The sequence below is a fragment of the Streptomyces collinus Tu 365 genome (assembly GCF_000444875.1).
GTDB lineage: Bacteria > Actinomycetota > Actinomycetes > Streptomycetales > Streptomycetaceae > Streptomyces > Streptomyces collinus_A.
Genome location: NC_021985.1, coordinates 8,114,636 through 8,140,257, shown reverse-complemented (window position 1 = coordinate 8,140,257; position 25,622 = coordinate 8,114,636). Strand labels below are relative to the sequence as shown.

At 72.3% G+C, this 25,622-nt stretch carries 21 protein-coding genes and 4 pseudogenes; 12 read left to right on the top strand and 13 right to left on the bottom strand.

Features of this window, described 5'->3' with window-relative positions; all coding sequences use genetic code 11:
- Positions 1 to 119 precede the first annotated feature (119 nt).
- Together B446_RS34835 and B446_RS34830 are read left to right on the top strand one after the other, a co-directional pair.
- Positions 120 to 1,166 (top strand): NlpC/P60 family protein, encoded by a 1,047-nt coding sequence (locus tag B446_RS34835; protein WP_043474414.1) that lies wholly within the window; start codon positions 120 to 122, stop codon positions 1,164 to 1,166.
- 72 nt (positions 1,167 to 1,238) lie between these two features.
- Positions 1,239 to 2,549, top strand: coding sequence for a cytochrome P450 (locus B446_RS34830; RefSeq protein WP_020937440.1), 1,311 nt, complete (start codon positions 1,239 to 1,241; stop codon positions 2,547 to 2,549).
- A gap of 48 nt (positions 2,550 to 2,597) precedes the next feature.
- Here B446_RS34830 and B446_RS34825 read toward each other — a convergent pair whose 3' ends face one another.
- Complete coding sequence (locus tag B446_RS34825; RefSeq protein ID WP_020937441.1) at positions 2,598 to 2,873, bottom strand: DUF3253 domain-containing protein; 276 nt, start codon at positions 2,871 to 2,873, stop codon at positions 2,598 to 2,600.
- 126 nt (positions 2,874 to 2,999) lie between these two features.
- Positions 3,000 to 3,096 (bottom strand): annotated as a pseudogene (locus B446_RS39075).
- A 357-nt stretch (positions 3,097 to 3,453) separates the two neighbouring features.
- Between B446_RS39075 and B446_RS34815 the strand changes: the two are divergent.
- The gene (locus B446_RS34815) at positions 3,454 to 4,926 is read left to right on the top strand and encodes an exo-alpha-sialidase (protein ID WP_020937443.1); all 1,473 of its coding nucleotides are present in this window, start codon (positions 3,454 to 3,456) and stop codon (positions 4,924 to 4,926) included.
- Between the two features lie 135 nt (positions 4,927 to 5,061).
- Positions 5,062 to 6,600, top strand: coding sequence for a M12 family metallo-peptidase (locus tag B446_RS34810; RefSeq protein WP_020937444.1), 1,539 nt, complete (start codon positions 5,062 to 5,064; stop codon positions 6,598 to 6,600).
- Between the two features lie 184 nt (positions 6,601 to 6,784).
- Here the strand turns inward: B446_RS34810 and B446_RS34805 are convergent, their stop codons facing one another.
- Together B446_RS34805 and B446_RS34800 are read right to left on the bottom strand one after the other, a co-directional pair.
- Positions 6,785 to 8,227, bottom strand: a complete 1,443-nt coding sequence (locus B446_RS34805; RefSeq protein ID WP_020937445.1) for a cellulase family glycosylhydrolase — start codon at positions 8,225 to 8,227, stop codon at positions 6,785 to 6,787.
- Positions 8,228 to 8,472: 245 nt separating this feature from the next.
- Positions 8,473 to 9,162 carry a hemerythrin domain-containing protein gene (locus B446_RS34800; RefSeq protein WP_020937446.1) on the bottom strand — a complete coding sequence of 230 codons (690 nt, stop codon included), beginning with the start codon at positions 9,160 to 9,162 and terminating at the stop codon, positions 8,473 to 8,475.
- Positions 9,163 to 9,246: 84 nt separating this feature from the next.
- Here B446_RS34800 and B446_RS34795 point away from each other — a divergent pair, with 84 nt between their 5' ends.
- Positions 9,247 to 9,693, top strand: a complete 447-nt coding sequence (locus B446_RS34795) for a MarR family winged helix-turn-helix transcriptional regulator (RefSeq protein ID WP_020937447.1) — start codon at positions 9,247 to 9,249, stop codon at positions 9,691 to 9,693.
- 461 nt (positions 9,694 to 10,154) lie between these two features.
- Here B446_RS34795 and B446_RS39070 read toward each other — a convergent pair.
- A pseudogene (locus tag B446_RS39070) lies at positions 10,155 to 10,251 on the bottom strand.
- Between the two features lie 149 nt (positions 10,252 to 10,400).
- Here B446_RS39070 and B446_RS34790 point away from each other — a divergent pair.
- Positions 10,401 to 10,697 (top strand): hypothetical protein, encoded by a 297-nt coding sequence (locus B446_RS34790; protein WP_043474417.1) that lies wholly within the window; start codon positions 10,401 to 10,403, stop codon positions 10,695 to 10,697.
- 54 nt (positions 10,698 to 10,751) lie between these two features.
- Here the strand turns inward: B446_RS34790 and B446_RS39065 are convergent.
- The 6 genes and pseudogenes from B446_RS39065 to B446_RS34765 form a co-directional block, all read right to left on the bottom strand.
- Positions 10,752 to 10,848: pseudogene (locus B446_RS39065) on the bottom strand.
- Between the two features lie 551 nt (positions 10,849 to 11,399).
- Positions 11,400 to 11,942 (bottom strand): hypothetical protein, encoded by a 543-nt coding sequence (locus B446_RS34785; protein ID WP_020943818.1) that lies wholly within the window; start codon positions 11,940 to 11,942, stop codon positions 11,400 to 11,402.
- 31 nt (positions 11,943 to 11,973) lie between these two features.
- On the bottom strand, positions 11,974 to 14,190 hold the full coding sequence (locus tag B446_RS34780) for a hypothetical protein (RefSeq protein WP_020937450.1): 2,217 nt from the start codon (positions 14,188 to 14,190) through the stop codon (positions 11,974 to 11,976).
- Positions 14,191 to 14,926: 736 nt separating this feature from the next.
- A complete protein-coding gene (locus tag B446_RS34775; protein WP_020937451.1) occupies positions 14,927 to 16,138 on the bottom strand; it encodes a glycosyltransferase in 1,212 nt (403 codons plus the stop codon).
- A gap of 57 nt (positions 16,139 to 16,195) precedes the next feature.
- Positions 16,196 to 17,089: a mycothiol conjugate amidase Mca gene (gene mca, locus B446_RS34770; RefSeq protein ID WP_043474420.1), complete on the bottom strand. Its 894-nt coding sequence runs from the start codon at positions 17,087 to 17,089 to the stop codon at positions 16,196 to 16,198.
- A gap of 423 nt (positions 17,090 to 17,512) precedes the next feature.
- Positions 17,513 to 18,526, bottom strand: a pseudogene (locus B446_RS34765) (DHA2 family efflux MFS transporter permease subunit); the annotation flags it as partial.
- Positions 18,527 to 18,772: 246 nt separating this feature from the next.
- Between B446_RS34765 and B446_RS34760 the strand changes: the two are divergent.
- Positions 18,773 to 19,438, top strand: a complete 666-nt coding sequence (locus tag B446_RS34760) for a TetR/AcrR family transcriptional regulator (RefSeq protein ID WP_020937453.1) — start codon at positions 18,773 to 18,775, stop codon at positions 19,436 to 19,438.
- A 51-nt stretch (positions 19,439 to 19,489) separates the two neighbouring features.
- Here B446_RS34760 and B446_RS34755 read toward each other — a convergent pair whose 3' ends face one another.
- Positions 19,490 to 20,371 (bottom strand): DUF1963 domain-containing protein, encoded by an 882-nt coding sequence (locus tag B446_RS34755; protein WP_043474423.1) that lies wholly within the window; start codon positions 20,369 to 20,371, stop codon positions 19,490 to 19,492.
- Positions 20,372 to 20,593: 222 nt separating this feature from the next.
- Between B446_RS34755 and B446_RS34750 the strand changes: the two genes are divergently transcribed.
- Both B446_RS34750 and B446_RS34745 read left to right on the top strand, forming a co-directional pair.
- Complete coding sequence (locus tag B446_RS34750) at positions 20,594 to 20,944, top strand: MarR family transcriptional regulator (protein WP_020937455.1); 351 nt, start codon at positions 20,594 to 20,596, stop codon at positions 20,942 to 20,944.
- A gap of 102 nt (positions 20,945 to 21,046) precedes the next feature.
- Entirely contained in the window at positions 21,047 to 21,460 is a 414-nt protein-coding gene (locus B446_RS34745; RefSeq protein WP_020937456.1) for a VOC family protein, read from the top strand.
- Positions 21,461 to 21,823: 363 nt separating this feature from the next.
- Here the strand turns inward: B446_RS34745 and B446_RS34740 are convergent, their stop codons facing one another.
- Complete coding sequence (locus B446_RS34740) at positions 21,824 to 22,978, bottom strand: alkane 1-monooxygenase (protein ID WP_020937457.1); 1,155 nt, start codon at positions 22,976 to 22,978, stop codon at positions 21,824 to 21,826.
- 282 nt (positions 22,979 to 23,260) lie between these two features.
- Between B446_RS34740 and B446_RS34735 the strand changes: the two genes are divergently transcribed.
- The 3 genes from B446_RS34735 (at position 23,261) to B446_RS34725 (ending at position 25,544) form a co-directional block, all read left to right on the top strand.
- Positions 23,261 to 23,854, top strand: a complete 594-nt coding sequence (locus B446_RS34735; protein WP_158506723.1) for a TetR/AcrR family transcriptional regulator — start codon at positions 23,261 to 23,263, stop codon at positions 23,852 to 23,854.
- Positions 23,855 to 23,950: 96 nt separating this feature from the next.
- On the top strand, positions 23,951 to 24,409 hold the full coding sequence (locus tag B446_RS34730; RefSeq protein ID WP_020937459.1) for a DUF6584 family protein: 459 nt from the start codon (positions 23,951 to 23,953) through the stop codon (positions 24,407 to 24,409).
- Positions 24,410 to 24,611: 202 nt separating this feature from the next.
- A complete protein-coding gene (locus tag B446_RS34725; RefSeq protein WP_106960646.1) occupies positions 24,612 to 25,544 on the top strand; it encodes an NADP-dependent oxidoreductase in 933 nt (310 codons plus the stop codon).
- Positions 25,545 to 25,622: the final 78 nt, after the last annotated feature.

Here is a 25,622-nt window from a genome sequence, read left to right as displayed (position 1 = left end):
GGGCGCCGACCACTCCCCCTCTTTTTCGGCATGCCCCTCCCCCGCTCGTGTGCAGGACCACCCCCCGCTCAGGCCACCGGCGTCTCGGCCGGTGATCGAAGGAACAGGAGTCCGATTCCGTGACGTCCCATCGTCGGCCCAAACAACCGAGCCGCACGCGCGTGAGCGTGCTGACCACCGCGGCCGCCGCCGCCGTCGCGCTGAGCGCGAACGCCGCCCACGCGGCCCCGGGCGAGAAGCTCGGCAAGAACGACAAGAACGAGGTGAAGGCGAAGGTCGACCATCTCTACGAACAGGCCGAGCAGGCCACCGAGAAGTACAACGGGGCCCACGAGAAGCAGCAGAAGCTGCAGAAGCAGATCTCCACGATCCAGGACGGCGTCGCCCGCGGCCGGCAGGAGCTGAACAAGCTGCGCGAGGGCCTGGGTTCACTGGCCTCCGCCCAGTACCGCTCCGGGGGCATCGACCCCTCGGTGCAGCTCCTGCTCTCCTCCGCCCCGGACGACTTCCTCGACAAGGCCTCCACGCTCGACCAGTTGAGCGGCCGGCAGGTCCAGGCACTGAAGAAGATCCAGGACAAGCAGCGCGAACTCGCCCAGCAGCGCACCGAAGCCGCCGAGAAGCTCAAGGACCTGGCCTCCACCCGCGCCGAGCTGGGCGACAGGAAGAAGGAGGTGCAGGGCAAGCTCGCCGAGGCGCAGAAGCTGCTGAACACCCTGACCGCCCGGGAGAAGGCGGCCCTCGACGCCGAGCAGCGGCGCGCCGGCCGCTCCTCCGCCGAGCGGGCGGACATCGGTCACCACGCCCCCGCGACCGGCCGGGCCGCCGCCGCGTTCGCGGCCGCCCGGAGCCAGCTCGGCAAGCCCTACGTCCGCGGCGCCACCGGCCCGTCCTCGTACGACTGCTCAGGGCTCACCTCCTGGGCCTACGCCCAGGCCGACGTCTTCATACCGCGCACCTCCGAGGCGCAGTCGGGCATCGGGACCCGGCTCACCCGCAGCCGGCTCCAGGTGGGCGACCTGGTCTTCTTCTTCAACGACCTGCACCACGTGGGCCTGTACGCGGGCAACGGGCAGATCCTGCACGCCCCCCGTACCGGCACGGTCGTCCGCTACGAGTCGATGGACACCATCGGCGGGCCGTTCATGTTCGGCGTCCGCGTCTGACGGGCCGCCTCCCGGAGCGGGCTGGGGGTGCAGGGGACGACCACCCACTACAAAATGACGAATATGGAACGAATGCCCGAAGATGAGACGGCATGCCCGGATTCCGGTCGGCGTCCGTCCGGCTGTCCGGACCGCGGGGCGGACCGCGGGCCGGACAGCGGGGCGGACCGCGGGCAGGGCCCCGAGCGGAGCGGCACCGACGCGATCGGCTGTCCTTTCGACTTCAGCGAGGACCTCGCGTTCGATCCCGCGCTCGCCGACCTCATGGAGCAGGGCCCGGTGACCCGCGTCCGCCTCCCCCACGGCGACAGCGAGGCCTGGCTGGTCACCAGTTACAACGGGGTGCAGCAGGTGACGACCGATCCCCGCCTGAGCCGGGCGGCCATCGTCGGCCGGGACTACCCGAGACTGACGCCGGAGCCGATCGTCTCACCCGAATCGATCAACGTCATCGACCCGCCCGAAAGCCAGCGTCTGCGCAGAGCGGTGACGCAGGCGTTCACCAAGCCCCGGGTACGGCGCATGCGGCCGGCCATCGAGCAGGTGACCGGCGCGCTCCTGGACGAGATGGCCGCCCACGGCCCGCCCGCCGACCTGGTGACGCACCTGTCCCTGAAGCTGCCGCACCACACCATCTGCGAACTGCTGGACGTGGACCGGGCCGACCGCGCCCTCCTGCTGGAGTACACCCACCGGATGCTGACCACCGCGCCCGGCCAGAAGCAGGAGTCGGCCGACGCCAAGCGCCATCTGCGCGCCTACTTCGGCCGTCTGGTGCGCCAGCGGCGCGACCGGCCGGGCGAGGACCTCATCAGCACCCTGGCCGCCGCTTCGGACGAGCCGCTCAGCGACGACGAACTGGCCGTACTGGCGATGACGCTGCTGCTCAGCGGCAACGACACGGCCACCTGCCAGATCAGCAACATCAGCTACACCCTGCTCACCCAGCCGCACTGGTGGGACCTCCTCGTCGCACACCCCGAGCGGCTGCCCGAGGTGCTCGACGAACTGCTGCGCATCATCCCCTTCCGCAAGGGCGTCGGCATCCCGCGCCTGGCGCTGGCCGACGTCGAGATCGACGGGACCCTGGTGCGCGCCGGCGACTTCGTCCACGTGTCCTACCTGACCGCCAACCGCGATCCCGAGGTCTTCGCGCGACCGCACGCGTTCGATCCCGACCGCCCCTCCCGCCCCCACATGACGTTCGGCTGGGGCGGACACCACTGCGTCGCCGCCCCGCTCGCCATGGAGGAACTCCAGGTGGCCCTCGGCGCCCTGCTCACCCGCTTCCCCGGGTTGCGCCTGGCCGTGCCCAGCAGCGAGCTGCGCTGGGACACGGAGACCATCCGGCGCTTCCCCCTGGAGCTGCCGGTGACGTGGTAGCCGTCGGTCCACGGTTCCGGGCCCCAGGCGCCCGGAACCGGGGTGCCGCTACCGGCGTGCTCGGCGGATGCGTACGGGGCCGTGCACCTCGTCCTCGGTGACGGGCCGCCCGGCCTGGGTCACCTCGACCTCGCCGGCCGCCACCAGCCGCCAGGCCGCCCGGCGGGCCGGTTCCATCAGGTCCCGCCAGCCCTCGCCGTCCCCCTCGTAGGCCTCGCGCGCGGCGTCGGACGGACAGATCGAAGCGGTCGCGGCACGGCGCTCCAGCAGGTCCACGATGACCCGCTCCAGTCGCCGGGCGAGCTGCCGGTCCGTCTCCGTCACGTCCTCCAGTGTGGCCCCGCGGCCGCGGGGCGGGGCAGGACGAAACGGGACGGGACGGCGGCGGACCGTCGGCCCGTTCGGGCCGGTCCCCGGCGTACCTCGCGTGCCGAAGGCAGATTCGTGTTGCGGAGAGGGCAGGATTCGAACCTGCGTGGGCCCCCGAGGGGGCCCGACCGTGAGGCGAGCTCGCTGGTCCCCGATCAACCACTCCGGGCACCTCTCCCCGTGTCCGGCCCCGGGGTCTTGCCCCCTTGCGCCGTTCACGAGAACAACTGTCGCAGGATGCGCTGACAGCACGCTGACGCGCCCGTCCGGTCCCTCACGGCATGGTGGTGCACGAACTGGGCCAGCTCCCCGACGGCGCACGCCGGCCCGCCGGGGCCGGCCTGGGCGAGGACTCCGTCCTTCGGCCGATCAAGAGCGCCGGCCGCGGCGCCGAGAAGGATCAAGCGGAGTCGCTCCCATCCCCGTCTTCCGGTCTGCCGGTGTGCCGGTGTTCCGGTGCGTCCTCCGTGTGCCCCAGGCCGCCCCGACCACGGCGGTCGCGTAGCCCGGCCGCCGGGCCCGGAGGAGATCCCGTATGCGCGTCCTGCTGCCCCTGAGCGCCGTCACCACCGGCGCGCTGCTGCTCGCCACGCTCGCCGGCGCGGCTCCCGCCGCGGCGGACCACGGCTTCGGCGGCTCGCCGCTGGTGAAGGTCTCCCCCGGTGACCCGTACGCCAGGTGCACCATCGGCGCGCGGTCCCCCGACAGCGTCGTCTACCCGGGCACCGAGGTCGAGCCGTACCTGTCCGTCGACCCGCGGGATGCCAGGCGGGTGGTCACCGTGTTCCAGCAGGACCGCTGGAGTGACGGCGGCGCCCGCGGCCTGGCGGCCGCCTGGAGCACGAACGGCCGCACCTTCCACCGCAGCACACTGCCGTTCAGCCGGTGCGCCCCCGGCGGCGCCAACTTCGAACGGGCCTCCGACCCCTGGGTGAGCACCGGAGCGGACGGCACCGTCTACGCCAGTGGGGAGGGCATCGACTTCACGAGGAGCACCCGCAACGCCCTCCTGGCCGCCACCTCCCGCGACGGCGGCCGCACCTGGCGAAACCTCACCACCACGCACGTCGACGAGCAGCCGTTCTTCAACGACAAGCCCTCGATCACCGCCGACCCGGTCCGCAAGGGCACCGCCTACCAGGTCTGGGACCGCCTCGACAACGACCCGCCCGGCCCCAGCTCGCTCGACGGCCCGGGATACCTCTCCCTCACCCGCGACGGCGGCCGCACCTGGAGCAGGGCCCTGCGGTTCGTCCGCACCGACGCCGTGCCCAACACCCAGACCATCGGGCACGTCATCGTCGTCGACCGGCGCACCGGCACCCTGCACGACTTCTACGACTCGCTCACCTACTCCGACGACCTGAACACCGTCGTCGAAGCCCACTACGCCATGGTCACCTCCCGCGACGCCGGACGGACCTGGAGCGCCCCGGTCACCGTGGCCCGGGACACCTCCGTCCCCGAGGTCGACCCCAACGACCCCGCCAAGCTGCTGCGCGCCGGGTCCACCCTGCCCAGCCCGGCCGTCGACGCCCGCACCGGTGCGCTGTACATGGCCTACGAGGGCTCGGACTTCTCCGGCGGCAGGTTCGACTCCGTGCAGCTGGTGCGCTCCACCGACGGCGGACGCACCTGGCGGGCACCCGAGGCGGTCAGCCCGAAGGGGGTGCCGGCTTTCTCCCCGTCGATCGCGGTCGACGAACGGGGCACGGTCGCGCTCACCTACTACGACCTGCGTTTCCTCAAGCCGGGCGACACCACCACCCTGCCCACCGCCTACCAGCTCGCCACCTGGCCGCACGGGGACCCCAGGCACCGCACGGAGCGGCGCATCTCACCCGTCTTCGACTGGCTGCGTGCGCCGTTCGCCGGCGGCTACTTCCTCGGCGACTACCAGGGCCTGGCGGCGGCTGGCAAGGGAGTGCGGGCGGTGCTCACCCAGACGCACTCCGGCGCCCCGCACAACCGCACGGACGTGTACAGCGGAAGTTTCCGCACCTGGTGACCGGAGCGGGGGTGCCGCGACAGTTCGGGTGATCTCGCTGCCCGGTCGGCCGTGCGGAACGGACATCCCGGCATGGTGTGATCGCCGCCACGGGATACAAGGCGAAAACCCCCACTTGAGAGGCCAACCTCCCCCATGCGCCCTCGCTTCTCACTCGTCGCCTGTGCCGCGGCGACCGCCTTCACCGCGACCCTGTCCGTCGCCCTGACCGCACCCGCCGCCTCGGCCGGCACGCATGCGGGCGGCGGCAAGCACGAGCCCTGGGTGGTGCGCTCCGCCGAGCAGTACACGGACGCCAAGGCGTTCCGTTCGCTGTGCAAGTCCAAGCAGGGCAAGCCCGAGCGCGTCACGTTCCCGCTCTTCAAGCACAGCAAGGGCTTCACCGCCGTGCAGGACTTCAAGAGCCTGCGTGCGGACGGCTCGGTGTTCTGGAGCGGCCATGACCCGAAGAACGCGCAGCACACCATCTCGGTGACCGTCCTGGGGGCCTGCGCCAAGAAGAAGGGGCCGGTGAACCTCTCCGGCGTCGTCACCGACGGCTTCCGCGACTACTCGTACCAGCCGGTGCCCAAGTGCCCGGACAAGTACCTGCTGCAGGAGATCAACACCCTCAAGCTGCCGCCCAGCGGGCGCGGTGTCGACACCGTCACCATCCCCGCGAAGCCGTACGGTTCGAGGGCCGCCGCTGCCGCTGTGCGGGCCACGCCCAACGACCCGGCCGCCATCGACGTCGTCGTCGCCTACACCCCGGCCACCGTCGCCACCGTCGGCAGCGCCGAGTCGGTCCGCTCCAGCATCACCTACGGCGTCAACCAGCTCAACCGGGCGCTCGCCTTCAGCGGCGTGCCGGCCAGCGTGCACGTCGTCCACACGTACCAGACGGCGGCCACCAACGTCCCCCGCGAGAACGTGAACACGCTGCTGTCCATGATCAGCAACCCCGCGAACCTGACCCTCGGCTCCACCGCCTCCGCCCAGCGCCAGCGCTACGGCGCCGACCTGGTGGCGCTGGTGGCCGCCGTCCCGTTCGAGGACAGCTCCGGGGCGGCGGACCTGCCCGACCCGGCGCCGGCCTCGACGACCTCCAACGCCGCGTTCTCGGTCACCAGCCTCGGGTCCATCACCGCGTGGGAGAACCTCGCGCACGAGATCGGCCACAACTTCGGCCTCAAGCACGACCGCCGGACGGTCACGAGTCAGGGCGGGACCACCCCCGCGGGCACGTTCAACTACGGCTTCGTCACCGCCGGCGGGCAGCACCGCACGCTCATGGCCTACTCCAGCGCCTGCCCGGTCGCGTGCAACGTGGTCAACGCCTACTCCAACACCGAGCGCACCTGGAACGGCGAGGCCCTGGGCAATGCCAACAACAACAACGCCGCCTTCGCCCGCCAGACCGTCGACACCGTGGCCGCCTACCGCGCCTCCCTGGTGACCAACCGCCACTCCCTGACCCTGTCCCACGACCCCGAGGGCGGCGGCACGGTCCGGGTCAGCGAGTACGGCCCGTACGACCCCGGTACGCAGGTCACCGTCACCGCCGTGGCCAACCCCGGCTACCGGTTCGACGCCTGGGCGGTCGACGGCATCGAGCTGGAGGGGAACAACCCGAGCTACCAGCTCACCATGAACGCGAACCGGACCATCAACGCGCTGTTCGCCCGGGTTCCGTAGCCGTAGCCGCAAGGCGCCAGGAGCGCGCGAAGGGCCGCACCGGAGCCGTCCGGTCCGGCCCTTCGCCGTTCGCGGTTCGCGGTTGCTCGGGTGCCGCGCCGCGTCGGCCGTGGTTGCTCGGGTGCCGTGCCGCGTCGGCCGTGGTTACTCGGGTGCCGCGCCGCGTCGGCCGTGCCGCGCCGTGTCAGCCGCGTTCGATCGTGACCGTCACCCTGCTGCCGGGGGCGGCCAGCACCCGGGCCCGCCCGTCCGGCCCGCGCACGACGCTCGCGCCGCCCGTGGCCGTGACCCGCCAGCTGCCCGGCGGCACGGACAGCACGGTCACCCGCGAGCCCCGCGAGGCCGCGCGGTACGCCAGGTGGTACACGCCCCGCCCGGGGTCGTACGACGCGGAGACGGCCCGGCCCGCGACATCCTCCGCGTACGGCTCGACGGCCAGCTCCTTGTTGGGCCGGAAGGCGCCGGCGTCGTCGACCGCGCAGTAACCGCCCCCGTAACACCAGACGTAGCCCGCCCAGCCGGAGGCGTAGCGGCCCAGCGAGGCCATGGCGTCACGGTAGAACCGGTTCATGTGCGGCAGGCTGCTGTCGGGCGGCCCCCACTCGCCCACGACGACCGGCACCCGGTACCGCTCGGGGTAGGCGGTGACGGCCCGCTCGTACGCCCCGATCCAGCCGGCGCCGGGGTCGTAGTCGGCGCCCGCCTCCATGGCGGAGTCGTAGAAGTGCGGCGCGTACACCACGCGCGGGTCCTGAACGCGGCCCAGGCCGGTCGGTACGCCCTCGCCGACGATCGGGGTGGGCTCGACGAACACCCAGGCGTCCCGGTCGGCCGAACGCACCGCGCGGACAAGGCGGTTGTACATCGGGGTCAGCTGATCGCGTTCGATCCGGCGGGCCGCCGTCGCCAGGTCCTCCCCCGAACGCGCCTCGCCCATCGGCTCGTTGATCAGGTCGTAGCCCAGGACGGCCGGATGGCGGGCGAAGCGGGCGGCGAGGGTGCGCCACATCCGCGCCTGGGCGTCGCGCAGGTCCCGGTCCTCGTAGAGGTGGGTGAAGGCGCGCTGCACGGCGGGCTCGAAGTACTCGGCGAACCAGTCGTCCGGGTGCGCGGTGAACGGCAGCCCGTCCGTCCTGGTCGCCCACGCGGGGATGCCGCGGTGGCCGAAGGCCGGGCCGAAGACGTCCTGGTGGGCGTCGATCACGACCTGCACGCCGTAGCGGTCGGCCCAGTCCAGGATGCGCCCGATCTTTCGCAAGTAGCTTTCGCTGTAGCGTCCCGGCCGCGGTTCCAGGTCGTCCCAGAAGACCAGCAGCCGGGCGAAGTCGAAGCCCTGGGCCCGCAGGTCGCGCAGATGGCGCTCGGTGATGCCGGTCAGCGCCTGCTCGCCCCGGTGGGTCTTGTCCTCGATGTTCCAGCCGCGCAGGGTGAGGACGCGGCCCTGCCGGTCGGTGAGCCGGGGTATGTCCGGCCCGCTGCTCCCGGCCCCCGGTAAGGCGGAGGCGGTGACGACGGTGGCGGTGGGCGCGACGGCGGCGGCGGTGAGGGTGTTCGTGGCGGTGGCGGTCGTGGCGCAGATGAGCAGCGCGGCGGTGACCGCGCCGGCCCTCAGTGATGCTCGCAGCACGGTGAACCTCCGGTTTGGCGGTGTCCGTTCGTGCCGCGCATCCCACCAGCCGCCGCACCACTGTTCAAGGGCCCTGCCTGCCCGGGGGCCGGCCCGGGGTCCGGCCCGTCCGGCACGCGTCCGGCACGGGTCCGGCATGGGTCCGGTTCGGGGTCCGGTTCGGGGTCCGGCTCGGGTGATGTTTCCGCGGCCGGGTGGGCGGGTGCCCGCGGTGGGTGCGGCTTGCCTGGGCAGGAGGCCGCTTGTCAGGGCCGGCCCTCGAGCGCCGGGGTCTGGGGCGCGGCGAGGTCCTCGTACAGCCGTCGGCGCTGGCCGGGGCTGAGGGTGGTGGTGGCCGCGGCGAGGAGGTCGGCTTCCTGGGCCGGTGCCGCCTCGACGGTCCCGCGCATGATCGCCGCGCGTACGGCCGGGGGCAGTGCGGGCAGCATCCGGCGCAGGTCGCCGAGTGCTTCCTCGGGGCTGCGGGAGGCGCGGAAGGCGGTGAAGACGGCTCCGAGCTCGGCGTCGGCGGCGTACTGCCACAGGGCCGGCATGGCGACCGTCTCCTCCAGGTGGAGGTGGGCGAGGTAGGCGCTGATGACCTCGTTCAGGGCGAGGTAGAGCGCGTGCTGGGCTTCCGGCAGGGCCTCGGCGGGGGTGGTGGGCAGGGCGCGTGCCTGCTCGTCGAGGGTGGTGAAGGCGGCGTCGAGGCGGATGTGCTCGGCGTCCAGCGCGTCGGCCGCCTCGGGGGCCCGTTCACGCAGGAGCCGGTGGATGAAGGTGTCCTCGTGGTCGGCGTGCTCGCGCAGTTCGCGCGTCATGGCCAGGCAGCGCTCCGCCTGTTCGGCGGCGGCCGCGCCGTGGGTGATGTCCGCGGCGCCGAGTTCGGTGGCGAGGGTGAACAGCCGCGCGCGCTGTCCCATGTGGACGTTCCGGTAGAGGTCGATCTTGGGCATGGTCTGTCCTTCGGGGTGGCCGATCCGGTACTATGACAACACATTGTCTTGCTAGCAATATGTTGTCAAGAGAGGTCGGGTGCGATGCCGGACGAGACAGCACGACTGGTCGCCGACGTCTTCGAGGCGGCCGGCGCCCTGCGCCGCCTCGGCGAGCGGACCGCCGCCGCGGAGGGCCTCACCCAGGCCCGGTGGCAGGTCCTCAGCGTCGTCTCCGACGACCCGCTCACCGTCCCGCAGGCCGCGCGCCGCCTCGGCGTCAGCCGCCAGAACGTCCAGCGCGTCGCCAACGACCTGACCTCCCTCGAACTCGCCGCCTACGAGCCCAACCCGGACCACCGCGGCTCCCCCCTGCTGACGCTCACCCCGCGCGGCAGGCAGGCGCTCGACCGCGTCACCGCCAGGGCCGAAGCCCTGCACCGCACCCTCTTCGCGGCCATCCCCGACGAGGAGATCCGCGCCACCAGGGCATCGCTGCGCCGCCTGCTGAGCGAACTCGACCGCCAGGAGGGGGAGGTGGGCAGGCGCTAGAGCGGCCCCCCGCCCGAGCCCGCAGGCGACCCGCAGGGCCGCCCCCTCCCCCGCCGGAGGGCGCCACCACTTCTCACCTCCCGGGACGCCCGGGTGCGAGCCGGGCCGTATGTCGCGACCGCGGCGGCCGCGGCAGCCGCGCCCGGACTCGTCTTGGTGACGGGTCGTCACTTCGCAATGCGCCAACACCCTGCCGGGCCCGGGCGGCGGGTCACCAGCCCGGCCGTCTTCGCAACGACGTCCCGTCAGCCCTACGGTCTGACGGACCTGGTGCAGCGGGATGCAAGGGGCGTCGGGGCGCGGGGGTTGGGCCCTGCCGCGGGGTCGGGGGTGCGGGGGCTGGACCGTGTCGTGCGGTCGGGGCGGCGCTGTGCGGGCCGTGCTGTGCGGGCCGGACGGCGCGGGCCCTGCCCCGGGGGATCGGTGGTGCTCATCGCGTACCCGGAGGCATCACCGTGTTGCGGAGAGGGCAGGATTCGAACCTGCGTGGGCCCCCGAGGGGGCCCGACCGTGAGGCGAGCTCATTGGTCCCCGATCAACCACTCCGGGCACCTCTCCCCGTGTCCGGCCCCGGGGTCCTTGCCCCCCTGCGCCGTTCACGAGAACAACTGTCGCAGGATGCGCTGACAGCACGCTGACACGACGGCCCCTCAGGGGTGGGTGCTATTCGCCTTGCCGTGCCGGCACCGGTCGCCGATTCTGGGCCGGTGCCAGGACAGCGGAAGAGGAAGCGGCGGCAGGAGGCCGCGAGACGGCAGCTCGCGGCTCGTGACGCGGTGGGCGCGGGGCGGTGGGACGTGGTCTTCGAGACCCGGGACGAGGCGGAGTGGCAGGCGTATATGCGCCGTCTGCGGGCCGGGGAGATGCGGGATGCCCTACCGGGCGATGAATCGGTGCTCCGGATCGACGTGCTGTGCGGCCGTCTGGTGCAGCCGACCACTTATCGGCTGAGTGCGTTCGTGGCGGACCCTGCGGGCGGCCGCGATGCCGGGGACAGCGAGTGATCATCAGCGGGTCCGCGGTCTCCTGCACGATCGGCGCTGCGGAGATCGGTGTTGCGGAGAGGGCAGGATTCGAACCTGCGTGGGCCCCCGAGGGGGCCCGACCTTGAGGCGAGCTCGCTGGTCCCCGATCAACCACTCCGGGCACCTCTCCCCGTGTCCGGCCCCGGGGTCCTTGCCCCCCTGCGCCGTTCACGAGAACAACTGTCGCAGGATGCGCTGACAGCACGCTGACACGACGGCCCTTCTGCGGTCACTGATCTCGCGGTCGTGCTGAACGGGAGGCTGTGGCGGTCGTGGACCAGGCCCCAGGCCTGACCTCCTCGAGCGCCACGGCCCTGACAGGCTGCGGCCACGGCGGAGAGTTCGTCGTCGAACCGGCGGATGTGCGTGGATGTGGAGGCCCGCCTCCACGGGTCAGAAGCGGGCCGCTGGCGGCAGTTCTGCCCAGCTGCAACGAAGGAAACAGCAGGGCGTTAGCCCCGTCCGCGGTTAACCAGGCCGCGACACCGCCAGACGTCGGCGTGGAGGGGGTTGCCCTCGGGTGTGTCGGGGTGCGCTCCGTGCCCCGCCGTTCGGCCGGCAGCCCAGCGGGAGGGCGCCGGTTCCCACGACGGCTGCCTCTGCGGTCGCGCAGGCGTGTCCGGCAAAGACACGCCTGCGCCGCTACGGCGACAACGTCGGCTGGGCGGAAGACAGGCCCGGTTACTCAATTCTGGATCTTGAGTGGGGGCCGAGCCGGATCTCGGTGGTGCACCCCAGATCCTGGTGATACTTGGTGGATCCTTGCCGGTACCAAAAGCGGCATCCGGTGAGGTTCTCATGTACGCGGCCGGTGACCCGGACACGAGCCGAGTAGTAGAAGTCCGACTCCGTCTTCGATTTCACCTCGATCGGCTGCCCGGCATAGTCGTGGAGCTTCGCCAGGTCGGGCATACCGTGTTTCCCGCCTGTGGAAATGATCAGTGCATGCCCCTCGGTGTCCTTTGCGCTGACCGCACGGTATTCGACGACCTTCAACCCTTTCGGCACGTGGGTGATCTTCGCGTCGAGCAGCATCAGCGGCTTCTTGCTGGTGTTGGACACCGGTGGGAGGGCCACCCAGTACTCGCTGCCGATCTGAGCATGATCATTGAAGACGAACATGCCCGACTGCAGGTTGCCGTCCAGGGCATGGCCTTCGGCATCGACACCGACATGCCGGATGCCCGGGGCGAAGAGGACCCACAGGGCGGTGAGTGTGGCCACCGCGGCAGCGACCGCCAGCGGCAGCCGCTTCCTACTTGGAGTAGAGGACGCCCTCATGGTGACTGCCATACCTGCCGTTCTTACCCCATATGTAGTGCTTACCAGACTTGTTCAAGGCCACGATGCGCTGTGTGTGATTGGAGTCGTAACCGGTCTTGTCACCGAGTGACACACCGAAGACGCTGACCGCACCGCCGAACTTGACACTGCTGCCATGGGTCAGCCCGGCCCCGTTGCCAGGCTCTATGTACGACCGGTAACTCTTGGGAGAGCGGTTGTAGTTGGAGGTGCCGTCCTTGGAGGAGACGTCCTTGCCGACCTTGCCTACCGCGCCGCCGGAAGGGACGTTGTATCGGGCTGCTTCGATCGTGTAATGGGTCTCGCGAACGATGCCGTTGCAGATGTACTGGTGCTTCCACTTGGTGTACTTGATCGGCACCTTGTACTGGTGGGCGTAGTGCGGTCCCTTGCTGTAGAAGCCCACCGATACACCGGTGCTGCCCGACAGTTCCTTCGACCCGCTGATGGTCCAGTGGCTTCCGGCCTTGTAGGCGATCTCGAAGCTGCTGCTCATGGAGTCCGAGTATTCGAAGGTGGCCTTGGTGTCCCAGCCGGCGTGCGCCTCGCCGACCACCGTGTATTTGGTGCTGTCGCTGACGTGGAACTTCCACCAGTCACAGGTGAGGTGGTCGATTTCGGGCTTGACCACGTCGTCGCTGACGTCCTTGCCGTCCACGAGGTAGGGGTTGTAGTCGGCGGCCAGGGTGCTGTGATCGCTCTGCCACAGCGGAGTGTCCGCGTCAACGAGCTGCGGGTCGGCCTCGACGCGGGCGGCGTAGGTTTGTGCGTCGGTGGCGGCGGCGAAGCTGTCCGGCGTGGACTCGGTGACGGTGTCGGGCACGAGCTTGACGGTGTGGTCGTCGTCCGCTGCGGCGGCGACCGCGCCCTGGGACGCGGAGCCGGTCACGGCGGTGAGCGCGTCCAGACCGAGCATGGACACGCCGGCGCTCGTGGAGCCGGAGGCGACGGCCTGGATGTTCAGGACTCCGCCATTGTCGTCCCTGGCCTTCTGCACCTCGGCCGGCAGCGTCTCGGGCAGGGTCAGCGACCAGGTGCCGTCACTGGCGGTGGTGGTGGTACCCAGGGCGGCCTCGTTCACCTGGCCAGTAGCGTCCTGGCCGACGTCGCTGGCGAGGATGGTGACCGGCAGGCCCGGCGCGGGCTGACCGTTGCCCAGGGTGAACTTGCCGGTGACCACCCTGGAGGGGGCCGGTGCCGGGTCGTCGCTGGAGTCGGATGCCGCCTCGACGCCGGAGTCGTCAGCCGGGCTGCCGAAGTACGGAGCGACGTTGGGGTCAGGGTCCGCCAGGCACGGCCCGGCGTCCGCCATGACCTCGCCGACGATGCCCGAGCGGACGTCGTCGTCCGCGGTGGTCAGCGGGCCGGTGGTGTAGGAGCGGACCTGGCCGGTGGTGTCGGGGTCGCTGGTGACCGACTGCGTGCTCAGGGCGTTCGGGCCGGGTGCCCACGCCTGGGCCGCGTCGATGCCGGTGGCGACGGTGGTGGGTGTTTCCAGCCGGATGCCCGGAGGGGTGCTCCCGATGCCGGGAGGCAGGTTGCTGATGGTGCTCTGCTGGACCTTGCCGTCCGTGAGCCACTGAACAGCCGAGTTGACCATCCAGGCGTCGTCGGCGGCGGCGAGCGAGGTGGTGACGGACGTCTTCAGGTTGTCCATGATCTTGGTGATCGTGCCGTCGCCGGTGGCCGGGTTGGACTGGCTGTAGACGTCCGTGGTGCCGTCGGAGCCGATCACCAGGATGCGGGTGCCGTTGGTCAGGATCCACTTGGCCGAGGACCAGTTGAGGCTGTAGGTCTTGACCGGGGTAAGCAGCGAACCGCCAGTCGCGGTGCCGTCCTTGTAGGTCTTGACCTGGCCGCCGGTGGTGGCCTCGTAGAGGATGCCGTTGCCGCCGCCGGTGAACACCTTGCTCGTCGCGGGCAAGGTGGCCGTGTACTGCGTGTCCAGCAGGTCGGTGTCCGCGCTCTTCGGGCCCCACTCCATGTACTTGTGCAGGACCCGCTTGCCGGCGACGGTGCTGCTGCCGGCGGGTTCGAAGACGTAGGTGGGCACCGAGAAGGTGGTGCAGGTGGCGTCGGCCGCGAAAGCCGCGTGGCCGGAGGTCAGGGTCTGCGGGGCAGTTGCCAGGCCGGCGGCGAGCACGATCGTGCTCAGCACCTGAACGGCCACGGTGGTACCGCGCCGTTGTGCGACTGAAGACATTGGTTCCCCCCAATGTGCAGGCGAGCTGTGGTCATTGCTCGCGTCGCCGCATATCGAACCACGACAGAAACACCAGCTCACCGGCACAATCGGATCATTCAATTCCGATTCCGCTCACAGCATGTCCGCATTTGAAGCCTGTGCGTCCGATATGAGGACACTGCTTGCTGAGCCTCCCCTGAGCTTCAGCCAAGGCGGCTTTACTTGATCCATACACGACAAGAAGGTTCCGTTGACCCTTTAGTTACCAGTCAGTAGCCACTCGCTTCGGCCCATGAGACGCTCATCCGGACACCCTCACGGCCCCTTCGCCACAGCCGGTGGATCGCGGGGCGCAGCGAGGACGGGCAAGGCCGCGTGCCGGTCAGGGGGCGGGTCCGTGGGCCGACGCCCGCCTCGCCCAGGGCGGTGTCACCCGCCGGAAGAGCCCGGCCGGCGAGCCTGTCTCCACGGCCGGGGCGCCCCCGCGTCGGCGGGCCAGGTGCGGGCGGCTCCGGTGTACACGCCCGCGCAGCTGCGCGGCGGCGGCTACGCGGCGCGGTGACAGCGGAGGTGAGCCGCGCCGCCGTGGGCGGGCGGGGCGGCCCAGGTGCTCCTGTACACCGATCTCGCCAATCCCAGAGCAACGCCCTGTACCAACGGACCGGTTACCGCATGGTGACGGACTTCGCGGTGTGGGGGTCCGGGGGCTGAGCCGCTGGGTTCAGCCGGCGGTGTGTGAGGCGAGGTGGGCGAGCAGGGGGGCGGTGCCGTCCTCGGCGGCGAGGGCGTGGGCGAGTTCGGCCGCGCGGCGGTGGTGGGACGGTTCGGACACGCAGGCCGTGATCGCGTCGCCGAGGGCTTCGGCGGTGAGGTCGGGGAACGGGATCGTGCGCGGGGCGACTCCCAGTTTGTACAGGCGGGCCGCCCAGAACGGCTGGTCGGCCATGACGGGGACCGGTACGGCGGGTACGCCGGCCCGTAGTCCGGCCGCGGTGGTGCCCGCCCCGGCGTGGTGGACGACGGCGGCGGTGCGCGGGAACAGCCAGTCGTGCGGGACGTCGCCGACGGCCAGGACGTCGGTGCCGTGGCCGCTCACCCCGGCCCAGCCCGCCTGCACCACCGCGCGCACGCCGGCCCGTTTCACCGCGGCGGACACCAGTTCGCCGAGCCGTTCTCCCTGGCCCACGGCCATGCTGCCGAATCCGAGGAACACCGGGGGCGGGCCGGCCTGGAGGAAGTCGGCCAGTTCGGCCGGCGGGTGCCAGCCGTCCGGTCGCGCGGGCCACCAGTAGCCCGCCACGTGGGCCCAGGACGGCCAGTCCTCGGGGCGCGGCACCACCAGCGGGCTGTAGCCGTGGAAGACGGGGCGGACGTCCGCCGGGGCCGGGGGCCCGGCCGGGAGGCCGAGGCGGGTGCGCAGTGCGGTGACGGCGCCCACGAAGACGCCTTCCGCGCGTTTGAGCACGTCGCGGCCGGCGGCGAGGTTGCCCTCGGCGCCCAGGTCGTCGGTGCTGTGGGCGTTGGGCAGCGGGAACCGTGCGGTGGCGAGGGCCGGGACGAGGTAGGTGCCGATGACGGGGACGCCGAAGGCTTCGCCGGCGGTGCGGCTGAGCGGTGCCGGACCCTGGGCTGTGAGCAGCAGGTCGGCTCCGCCGGCGACGGCCTGGGCCACTCCGTCGGCGAGCCCGTCGGCGTATGCCCGCGTCAGTGCGCGGGTCTCCTCCCGCGATGTGGCCCGGGCCCAGTCCCGGATGAGCTGTTGCGGGTCTCCCGGCATCGGCCGGTGGTGCAGGCCGCAGCCGGCGACGAGTGCCTCGAAGGAGGGGTGGGCCGCGACGGTGACCTGGTGGCCCGCGTCCCGCAGGCGCCGCCCCAGGCCCGTGTAGGGCGCGACGTCTCCCCGGGAGCCGGCGGTGATGATCAGAATCCGCATGGGGCGATTGTCCTCGCCCGCCGGGCACCGTCGCCTCCCCGCCTGTGTCCGCCGGGCTCAGGCCTTACGGGTCTTACGGGTGATGCCCGTGAACAGGTCGTCCTCCGGCAGGTCGGTGTCGACGAGGCTGCGTGCGAGGTGGTAGTCCTCGGTGGGCCAGGCCCGCTGCTCGATCTCCAGCGGGCAGGACCGCTCGGGGCCGTCGGGGTCGACCTGGGTCTCGTGGGCGAGCAGCGCGCGCAGCCGGGTCGGGAACCACGCGGCGCACTCCACCCGTGTGGTGATCTCCCACTTCTCCTCCACCCCCTGGAGTTCCTTGAGCACCTCGCCGTGCGGCGAGTGGAGACCGGCGGCCGTCATGGCGTCGTAGAGGGCCTGGAAGTAGGCCTTGCTGAAGGCGCGGGTGTAGTAGAGCTTCAGCGGCTGCCAGGGCGCGCCGGTGCCCGGGTGGCGGCCGGGGTCGCCGGCCGTGTCGAACGCCTCGACGCAGACCTGGTGGGTCTTGATGTGGTCGGGGTGCGGGTAGCCGCCGTTCTCGTCGTAGGTGACGACGACGTGCGGGCGGAAGGCGCGCATGGCGGCGACCAGCGGGCGGGCGGCGCGGTGGAGCGGCTGCACGGCGAAGCAGTCCTCGGGCAGCGGCTCGCCGTCGCGGGGCAGTCCGGAGTCGGTGAAGCCGAGGAACTCCTGGCGCACGCCCAGGATCTTGCGGGCCCGTTCCATCTCCAGGCGGCGCAGCCGGGGCAGGTCGGCCCGCACCTCGGGGCGGTCCATGGCCGGGTTCAGGACGTCGCCGCGCTCGCCGCCGGTCATGGTGGCGACCAGGACGTCCGCGCCTTCGGCCCGGTAGCGGGCGAGGGTGGCCGCGCCCTTGCTCGACTCGTCGTCCGGGTGGGCGTGCACGGCCATCAGGCGCAGTCCGGTGCGCGGGAGTGAGGTGGGTTTGGTCATGGGAGTTCTCCTGGACGGCTGGTCGGTGGGGGGTGGAGAGGAGGGACAAGGGGGTGGTGGCGGGGCCGTGGGCGGTCCCCTTGCCGGGGGGCGGGGGGTCAGTCCTTGCCGGGGGCGCGGCGGGGGTAGCGGGCCGCGGGCAGGAGGGTGAGCGCGCCGAGGGCCAGGGCCCAGCGGAAGGTGTGGGCGTAGGCGCTCTCGGCGGTGGCGCCGTGTGCCGCGGTGCCGGCGAGGGCGCTGTGCAGGAGGGCGGCGAGCAGGGCGGTGCCCACGGATCCTCCGACGCGGTTGAGGACGGTGCGGGCGCTGGTGGCGGCCGGTGCCCGGCTGCGGTCGACGCAGGTGTAGGTCGCGGCCACGTTGGGGGGGCAGGACGGCCCCGAGTCCGACGCCCCGCACGAACAGGGCTGCCGCGGGCAGGAGTTCGCCGGGTGTGCCGCCGTCCAGGGCGAAGAGGAGGGTGCCGAGGACGGTGAGCGTGATGCCCGCGAGGACGACGGTGCGCGGCCCGTGTCGGTCGGTGAGCCGGCCGGCGAGCGGGGTGATCAGGGCGCTGCCGAGCGCCTGGGGGGCGAGCATCAGGCCGGCCTGGAGCGCGCTCGCTCCCTTGACCTGCATGAAGTACAGCGGCAGCAGCAGCATCGACGAGTACAGGGCGGCGCCGAGCAGGAAGGTGTTGATGGCGGCCAGGGTGAACCCGCGGCCCGCGAAGAGCCTGAGGTCGAGCAGTGGGGTACGGCGGGTGCGCAGCGCGTGCGCGGCGTACCCGGCCAGGAGGACGGCGCCGGCGGTGAGGGTCACGCCCTGGGCGGGGCCGGGGCCGGGGTCCTGCCCGTACTGGGCCAGGCCGTAGACGAGGGCGGCGAGTCCGGTGGGCAGCAGGGCCAGGCCGATGCCGTCGGGGCGTGCGGAGGTGTCGCGTGTGCCGGTGTCGCAGGGGACGATGCGGGCCGCGAGGGCCAGTGCGATGAGTGCGAGGGGGACGTTGACGAGGAACAGCCAGCGCCAGCCCGCCCCTTGCAGGAGGGCGCCGCCGAGGACGGGGCCGAGGATCGGTGCGAGGGAGACCGGCACGGTGATGATGCCGACCAGCCGTCCGATGCGCTGCGGGCCCGCGTGCCGGGCGGCCAGGGACTGGCCGACGGGCTGCATCAGGCCGCCGCCGACGCCCTGCAGCAGCCTGAAGGCGATGAGCGAGGTGCCGGACCAGGCCAGGCCGCTGAGCGCGGAGGCGGTGAGGAACAGGGCGACGGAGGCGAGCCAGACGCGTTTGCCGCCGTACCTCGTCTGCAGCCAGCCCGAGAGCGGGGCGACGAAGGCGACGGCGAGCAGGTATCCGGCGCTGACCCACTGCACGGTGGCCAGGGAGGTGCCCAGGCCGTCGGCCATCGGGCCGAGGCCGACGGTGACGATCGTCGCGTCGAGCTGGGCGAGCACGGCGCCCAGGACCAGCACCGAGCCGAGCCGGACCAGGGCCGCGTCCAGGCGCTCCGGCGATAAGCGGGGTGCGGGGTCGCGGCGGGCGAGCGCGGGGTCCAAGGGGCCTCCTGTGCGGGGGTGTTGTCGTGAACGGACGGCCGGCCGGAGGGACGGACGGCCGAACCGGGAATGAATTTAGGTCGGACCAAATCTTTAGTCAACCCAATATTTATGATGACTCCATCGGGTGGGTAGGATGGGGGCATGACCGAGGTGCGGACGACCCAGGCGGCGGTTCCGGATGAGGGCCGGCGAGGGCGCAAGAAGCGCGAGACCCGTGAACGGCTGGCCCATGTCGCGACGCTGATGTTCATCGAGCGCGGCTTCGAGAACGTGACGATCGCCGAGATCGCCGAGGCCGCCGACGTCTCGAAGATGACGGTCAGCAACTACTTCCCGCTCAAGGAGGACCTCGTCTTCGACGCCCACGAGGGCGTCGTGGACAGCCTCGCCCGGGTGGTGCGCGAACGCGCGGCGGGAGAGTCCGCGCTGCACGCCCTGCACCGCGTCTTCGTCTCCTCCCTCGAGCGGCCGCACGTGGTCAACGGGCGCTGCACACCCGGCTTCGCCCGGCTCGTGCACGACAGCCCGCGGCTGCGGGCCCGCGAGCGGGAGATGGACGAGCAGCGCGAGGCGGCGCTCGCCGCGGCCCTGGCTCACGCGGCACAGGCCGATCCGCAGGATCCCGTGGCGCACCTGAGCGCGGCTCAGCTCGCGGGCGCCCACCGGGTGTTGTGGCGCCGCATGCGGGCCCTGTGCCGTGCCGCGGCCCCGGCGGCGCAGCTGCGCGAGGAGGTCACCGAGCTGGCCGGCACGGCCTTCGGCCTGCTGGAGCCCGTCCTGGGCGACTACTGCCGGCGGGAGGGGTAGTCGGGCGGGATTGCGCCACCAGCACTCGATGCGGACTTCCTCTTCGCGTGGTCAGGACAGGTCCGGGGTGGGGACGGCCTGGCTGAAGTCGCCGACGTGCAGTGCCGCGGTGGGCATCGCCCAGTGCAGAGTGCCGCCGTCGCCGCCCATGTTCCACTGGTCGTTCCCGGTCAGTTGGAGCAGGTGGTGGTAGTCGTTCGGGTCGGCGCCGGCCGGCAGGTGCGGCCCGTTGCCTGTGGTGCCCTGATGCCGACCGAAGGCGAGGTCCACGCGGTCTTCGGGGCCCGGGGGCTCGATCACGCCGGGCGGCCGGTCGGACCATCGGGGGAATACCTCCTCCAGGAACACGAAGCTGCCGCCGCAGGTCTTCTCGTCGAGCTCGGGCCCAAGGTCCACCGTCCCCCACACGGGATCGAAGGCGTGGGGAAGCAGGAGCCCGTAGGTTGCCGCCCATGGGATCGGCTCGAAGACGCTGGCGCGGGCGGGCGGGTCCACCTCGACGGCCTGTGCGGAACGAGCCGGGAGCACACAGCCCAGCGCCCGCTCGGTGCGAAAGCCGTACCTGCCGTACGGGTCCCAGGCGTCGGGGTGGGTCTGTTCGCTCTGGGTGTCGAGGTAGAAGAAGTTGAGCAGGCCGGTCCCCGGCGGGAAGAGGCCGTCGAGCCAGGGGGCCAGCGGATCGGTGTCCAGGACGGCGTGCAGGCTCAGCGGGAAGCCGTCGCAGGCCGGCCAGGGTATGCCGGGCTCGAGCAACGCCCTGCCGCCGAAACGGCTGTTCCCCGCCGCCTCGCCGGGCCCGGCCGGGGTCAGGGCGAACCCTGGCCGGGCGAGCTCGGTGATCCGTGCGGCGACCTCCGCGTCGACTTGCTCGGCGCAGAAATCCCGCAGTGCGGGGAGCATGGCCTGCGGGCCCCTGGGGTCCGGTGAATTCATGCGACGAGTAGAGCACCCCGGACCTCACTGACTGGCCTCACCGGCCAGTCCCTCCCGGTGGGCGCACCGCAATCCCGCCCGCACGCGTCGCATGCCTGGTCCGCTCGGACATCGCGCTGTCGCCCGCCGTTGCATCCGGTGCGCCGGTAGGAGCCGAAGGAGAGGTCGAGGGGCAGGGCCGACGGCGCCTGAGCCTCCTTTGGGCATCACGCGAGGCGGGACATGGTGAACGATCACGGCAGAAGGTGGGGGTTTCTCACCAGCCACGCCCACGTGCTCCTGGCCATCGCGCGGGACCCTGGCATCCGTCTGCGTGACATCGCCGCCCACTGCCACATCGCCGAACGCACCGTGCAGAGCATTGTCGCCGACCTGGAGCACGCTGACTACCTGAGCCGGGAGCGCAGGGGACGCCGCACGCGTTACACGCTCCGCCTGGACGGCATGCTCCATCACCCGGCGGAGGCTCATCTGTCCGTCCGGGAACTGCTCGACATCTTCCCTCCTCATCAGCGCGGCGACGACGAGGAGGACGGACCAGCCCGGACCGGCAGCCTGCGGGGGCTGCTGTGACCACTGGCCTCAGCCGCCCGCGGCATGAGCCGCAGGCGACCCGCACCCGCCGGTGCAAACGCGCGGCGCATCAGGACAAGCAAGCAGACAGCAGGAGCGACCATGGCCGGCACACCGCGCGCACGACTGCACGCCTACCTCAGCTACGACGACGCCGCGGCGGCCCTGGACTGGCTGACGGCCACCGGATTCGAGACCACCGCACGCCGGATCGGACCTGACGGGACCATCGTGCACGCCGAAGTCTGCATGGGCGACGTCGCGCTGATGATCGCAGGTGCCGACCGGGCGTCCACGGTGGCCCCGTTGCACGGTGTCAGCAGCGGCAGCGGCCTGTACCTGTGGATGCCTGACGCCGCCGACGTCGACGGCTGGTACCGGCGCGCCGTCGCTGCCGGGGCACGGGGCGTCGTCATTCCCGAGGACACGCCGTGGGGCGGCCGACGGGCCCGCGTTGTGGACCCGCAGGGCCATGAATGGAGTGCGGGAACCTACCGGCCCGGGCCGGCGCGGTAGTTGGCGACCGCCCCGGCATGCCGGTCTGCGTCGGCCGGGGGACGCCTCCCCCTGGGGCCGTTCCCGGCTTCGAGCCACCTGCGTGGCGGCGGCGACGGCCGGTGGGGTGGGCGCGCAGTGCGCTCATAGGCAGCTGGACATCGCGGGTCCACGGCCCGGGCGACCCCCTACGAAGACGGCCCGCGTCTCCCGCTCACCTTCGCCACGAGTGCGGCTGCGGCCGGGGCGGGGGCCACCGGCAGGCCGGCGAGTCGTCGTCAGCCGCGGGCCGCACGGGCAGGCGAGCGTCCGGCGGGATGCGGCACCGACGGAACCACCCAGGGTGCGGCGGCTTCCCCCGCAGCCGGCCCCCGACCACGCGCCCTACCGTGACGGCGCGCGGAGGGGCCCGGCGGGCCCCGGCGCCGGACGGGTGTGGGTCAAACGCGCGTCGCCGCCGTAGTGGGCCAGCAGCCGCGGATCCATCACCCGGCGCCACAGCGGCGGCACCCACGCCAGAACGATCATGGCGGCGTAGCCGGCGGGCAGTTGCGGGGCCTCGTCGAAGTGACGCAGGGTCTGGTAGCGGCGCAGCGGGTTGGCGTGGTGGTCGGAGTGCCGCTGGAGCTGGAAGAGGAAGAGGTTGCTGACCGTGTTGTCGCTGTTCCAGCTGTGCCGGGGGGTGACCCGCTCATAGCGGCCGTCCGCCCGCCGCTGACGCAGCAGCCCGTAGTGCTCCAGGTAGTTCACCGACTCCAGCAGGCCGATCCCGCATACCGCCTGCAGCAGCAGCCACGGCAGCACCGCCGGGCCGAAAACGGCGCCCAGAACGCCGAAGAGAGCCGCGGACAGTGCCCAGGCGGACAGCACGTCGTTGTGCCGGCTCCAGGTGCGCCGCCCGCGCCGCCGGAGGCGGCGCCGCTCCAGTACCCATGCGGAGCGCGCGCTGCCGAGGACGGTCCGCGGCAGGAACAGCCAGAAGCTCTCCCCCCGGCGGGAGCTGGCGGGGTCCTCGGGTGTGGCCACGCGTACGTGGTGGCCGTGGTTGTGCTCGACGTAGAAGTGCCCGTAACCGCTCTGGGCGAGTGCCAGACGGCTGAGCCCGCGTTCCAGCCGCTCGCGCTTGTGGCCCAGTTCGTGGGCCGTGTTGATGGCCACGCCGGCCACCACACCGGTCGTGGCCGCCAGTCCGATCGCCCCGCCCACGCCGAGTCCGCCGCCCGCCCACTGCCCACACGCCCAGACGAGGGCGGCGAACTGCAGCGGCAGGTACAGGTAGGTGCACCAGCGGTAGTAGCGGTCCTGCTCCAGGCGGCGCATCGCCGCCTCGGGGGGATGGGAGCCGTCCACGCCGGCCACCAGATCGAACAGCGGTACCAGAACGAAGGCGAAGAACGGCCCCCACCACCACAACGCGGCGACACCCGTGAGGTGCACCAGGGCGCCCGCCTGCCACGGCAGGGTGGGAACGGCGAGCGCCAGGGGCCACCACAGACGTTTGGGGTCACGCCAGCGGGCATCGTCGGCATCGCGGCTCATGGCACCGGCTCCTTCGTCGGGATGCGTGCTTCCGCCTCTCCCGCCCGGGTGAAGGCGGAAGCACGCGGTGGGGGGCACTCAGACTGGCATCCCGCCCGAGCGGCTGACAAAGGTGGCGCCGTGTCAATATTCTAACGACCCGTCAGAATTCGGAGTGGGGTCTCACACATGCAGCAAGCCCGCGGGCCAGAGCGTCAAGTCCCGGTCGGCGCGGAGCAGTCGAGGAACTCGGCGCGTTCCGCGCAGCCCCCCGACCCGCCTCGCGTCGCCTGGCGCGCACAGATGCGCCGACGGGTGCTCGACGAGGCGTGGACGCTGGCCGCGCAGCGCGGATGGGACCGGGTGCGGGTGGCCGACCTCGCCCAGCGCGCCGAAGTCTCCCGCCCCTCTCTCTACGCCGAGTTCGGCGACCGCGCGGGCATAGGCCAGGCCCTGGTGCGCCGGGAGGCCGAGCGTTTTCTCACCGGCCTGGCCGACGTGCTGGACCGGCACCGCACCGACGTGGGCCTCGCCCTGCAGGCAGGCGTCGCTCACGCCCTGGACCAGGCCGAGCACAACCCGTTCATCGAAGCGGTGCTCAACGCCGCCAGGGGCGGCACCGACGCCCTGCTGCCCTTCCTGACCAGCCGCCCCGAGCCCGTCTTCTCCGGAGCCTGGACCCTGGTGTGCGCATGGTTGGGCGACGTGCTGCCCCAGGTGGACGACGACCGGCGCACGGAGGCCGCCGACCTACTGGTGCGGCTCAGCATCAGCCACATGCTGCTGCCGCCCCCCGAGCCGGGCACGGCACCGGCCCGCGTGGCCCGAGCGGCCTGTGCCGTGCTGGGGATCGCGCCGCCGCCCGCACCCCCGCCCGGGCACGGACTGACGACGTGATCGCAGACGGGCGACGGGGGAACGGCAGCCCCCTGCACGCACAAGGCCGGCCCGGCGTCGAGCGCTGTCGCGGATGCGGCGCACGGACGTCGCGCCATGTCCGCCTGTTCCGGGGGGTCGTCCTTCCCGCACCACCTGACGCTGCGGCGCCGTCTGGCCGGGGTGTACCGGCTCTACGGCGAGCCCGCCGAGGCCGGGCGCTGGATGTACCTGGAGGAGGACCGCGGCGCCGGCGAGACGACCGCTTTCGAGGCGCGGTACGCCTCTCCCGGGCGGCGGATGAAGGCACTGGCCTGGCGCGGCCCCGAGACGGAAGCGGCCACCGCCTTCGCCCGGGAGCAGCCGGCCTCGGTACGGGCCGCCTGCGCCGTCGAACGGGGACACCCTGTCGCCTGGGACGAGCCCGCCTCCTGCGGGGACACCGTGGGAGAGGAACGCGAGGCGCCCTGGGGGCCGTTGACGGCCGGCGGGGTGCTGGCGGGCGCCGGCTGCCTGGTGGCGGCCCTGGTGTTCCTCGCGATCTGGGTGAACGGGCTTATCGCCCTCTTCGGCTGACCCGGGGCGTGGGCGGGGGCGGAGGCGACCGCCTCTGCGGCTCCCGGCATGAGCCGGGCCGCACGGTTCGCCGTCGGTCGTGGCGCGGGGGGAATACGGCTGCCGCGCCCGGTCTTTGAAACGCGGTGGCAGGTCGGCGTCTTCGGGCGTGCGGCCTGTGCCGGGTCTGGTCAAGGACGAGGGGGATGCGGTGAGCGACGTGATGCGGGCGGTGCGGTTTCACGAGTACGGCGGGATCGAGGTCCTGCGGGTGGAGGAGGTGGAGCGGCCGGTGCCCGGTCCCGGGCAGGTGCTGGTCGAGGTCCGCGCGGCCGGGATCCAGCCGGGCGAGGCGCACATCCGCACGGGCGCGCTGCACGATCGCTGGCCGGCGGTGTTTCCCTCCGGGCAGGGCAGCGATCTCGCCGGTGTCGTCGTGGAGAGCGGCCCGCACGTGCGGGGCTTCGCGGTGGGCGACGAGGTGGTGGGCTTCACCCACCGGCGGGCCAGCCATGCGCAGTTCGTCGTGGTCGACGACGTGCATCTGGTCTTCCGTCCGGCGGGCCTGGACTGGGACGTGGCCGGGGCGCTGTACGTGGCCGGCACGACCGCCTACGCCACCGTGTTCGCGGCGGACCCGGGCCCGGGCGACACCGTCGTCGTCTCCGGGGCGGCGGGCGGGGTGGGGTCGCTCGCCGTGCAGCTCGCCCGGCGGCACGGTGCCACGGTGATCGGGCTGGCGAGCGAACGCAACCACGCCTGGCTGAAGGAGCACGGCGTGCTCCCCGTCGCGTACGGGCCGGGCGTGGCCGGGCGGATCCGTGAGGCCTGCGGCGGCAGGGTCGACGCGTTCATCGACACCTTCGGCGACGGCTACGTGGCCCTGGCGGTGGAGCTGGGCGTGCGGCCCGAACGGATCAACACGATCTCCGACTGGCAGGCGGCGGCCGAGGTCGGCGCCCGGACCTACGGCGAAGGAGCGGCGGCGAGCGCGGTCGTGCTCGGCGAGCTGGCCCGGCTCGCCTCGCGCGGACAGCTGGAGGTGCCGATCGCCCGCACCTACCCGCTGGAACAGGTGCGCGATGCCTTCCGCGAGCTGGAACGACAGCACACCCACGGCAAGATCGTGCTCCGGCCCCAGGAGAAGTCCTTCTGACCGGGCGGGCGTGGGGGCGGGCGTGGGCAGGCCTCGGCTTCCCGGTCCGGTACGCGGGCGGCCGGCGTCCGTTCGTGA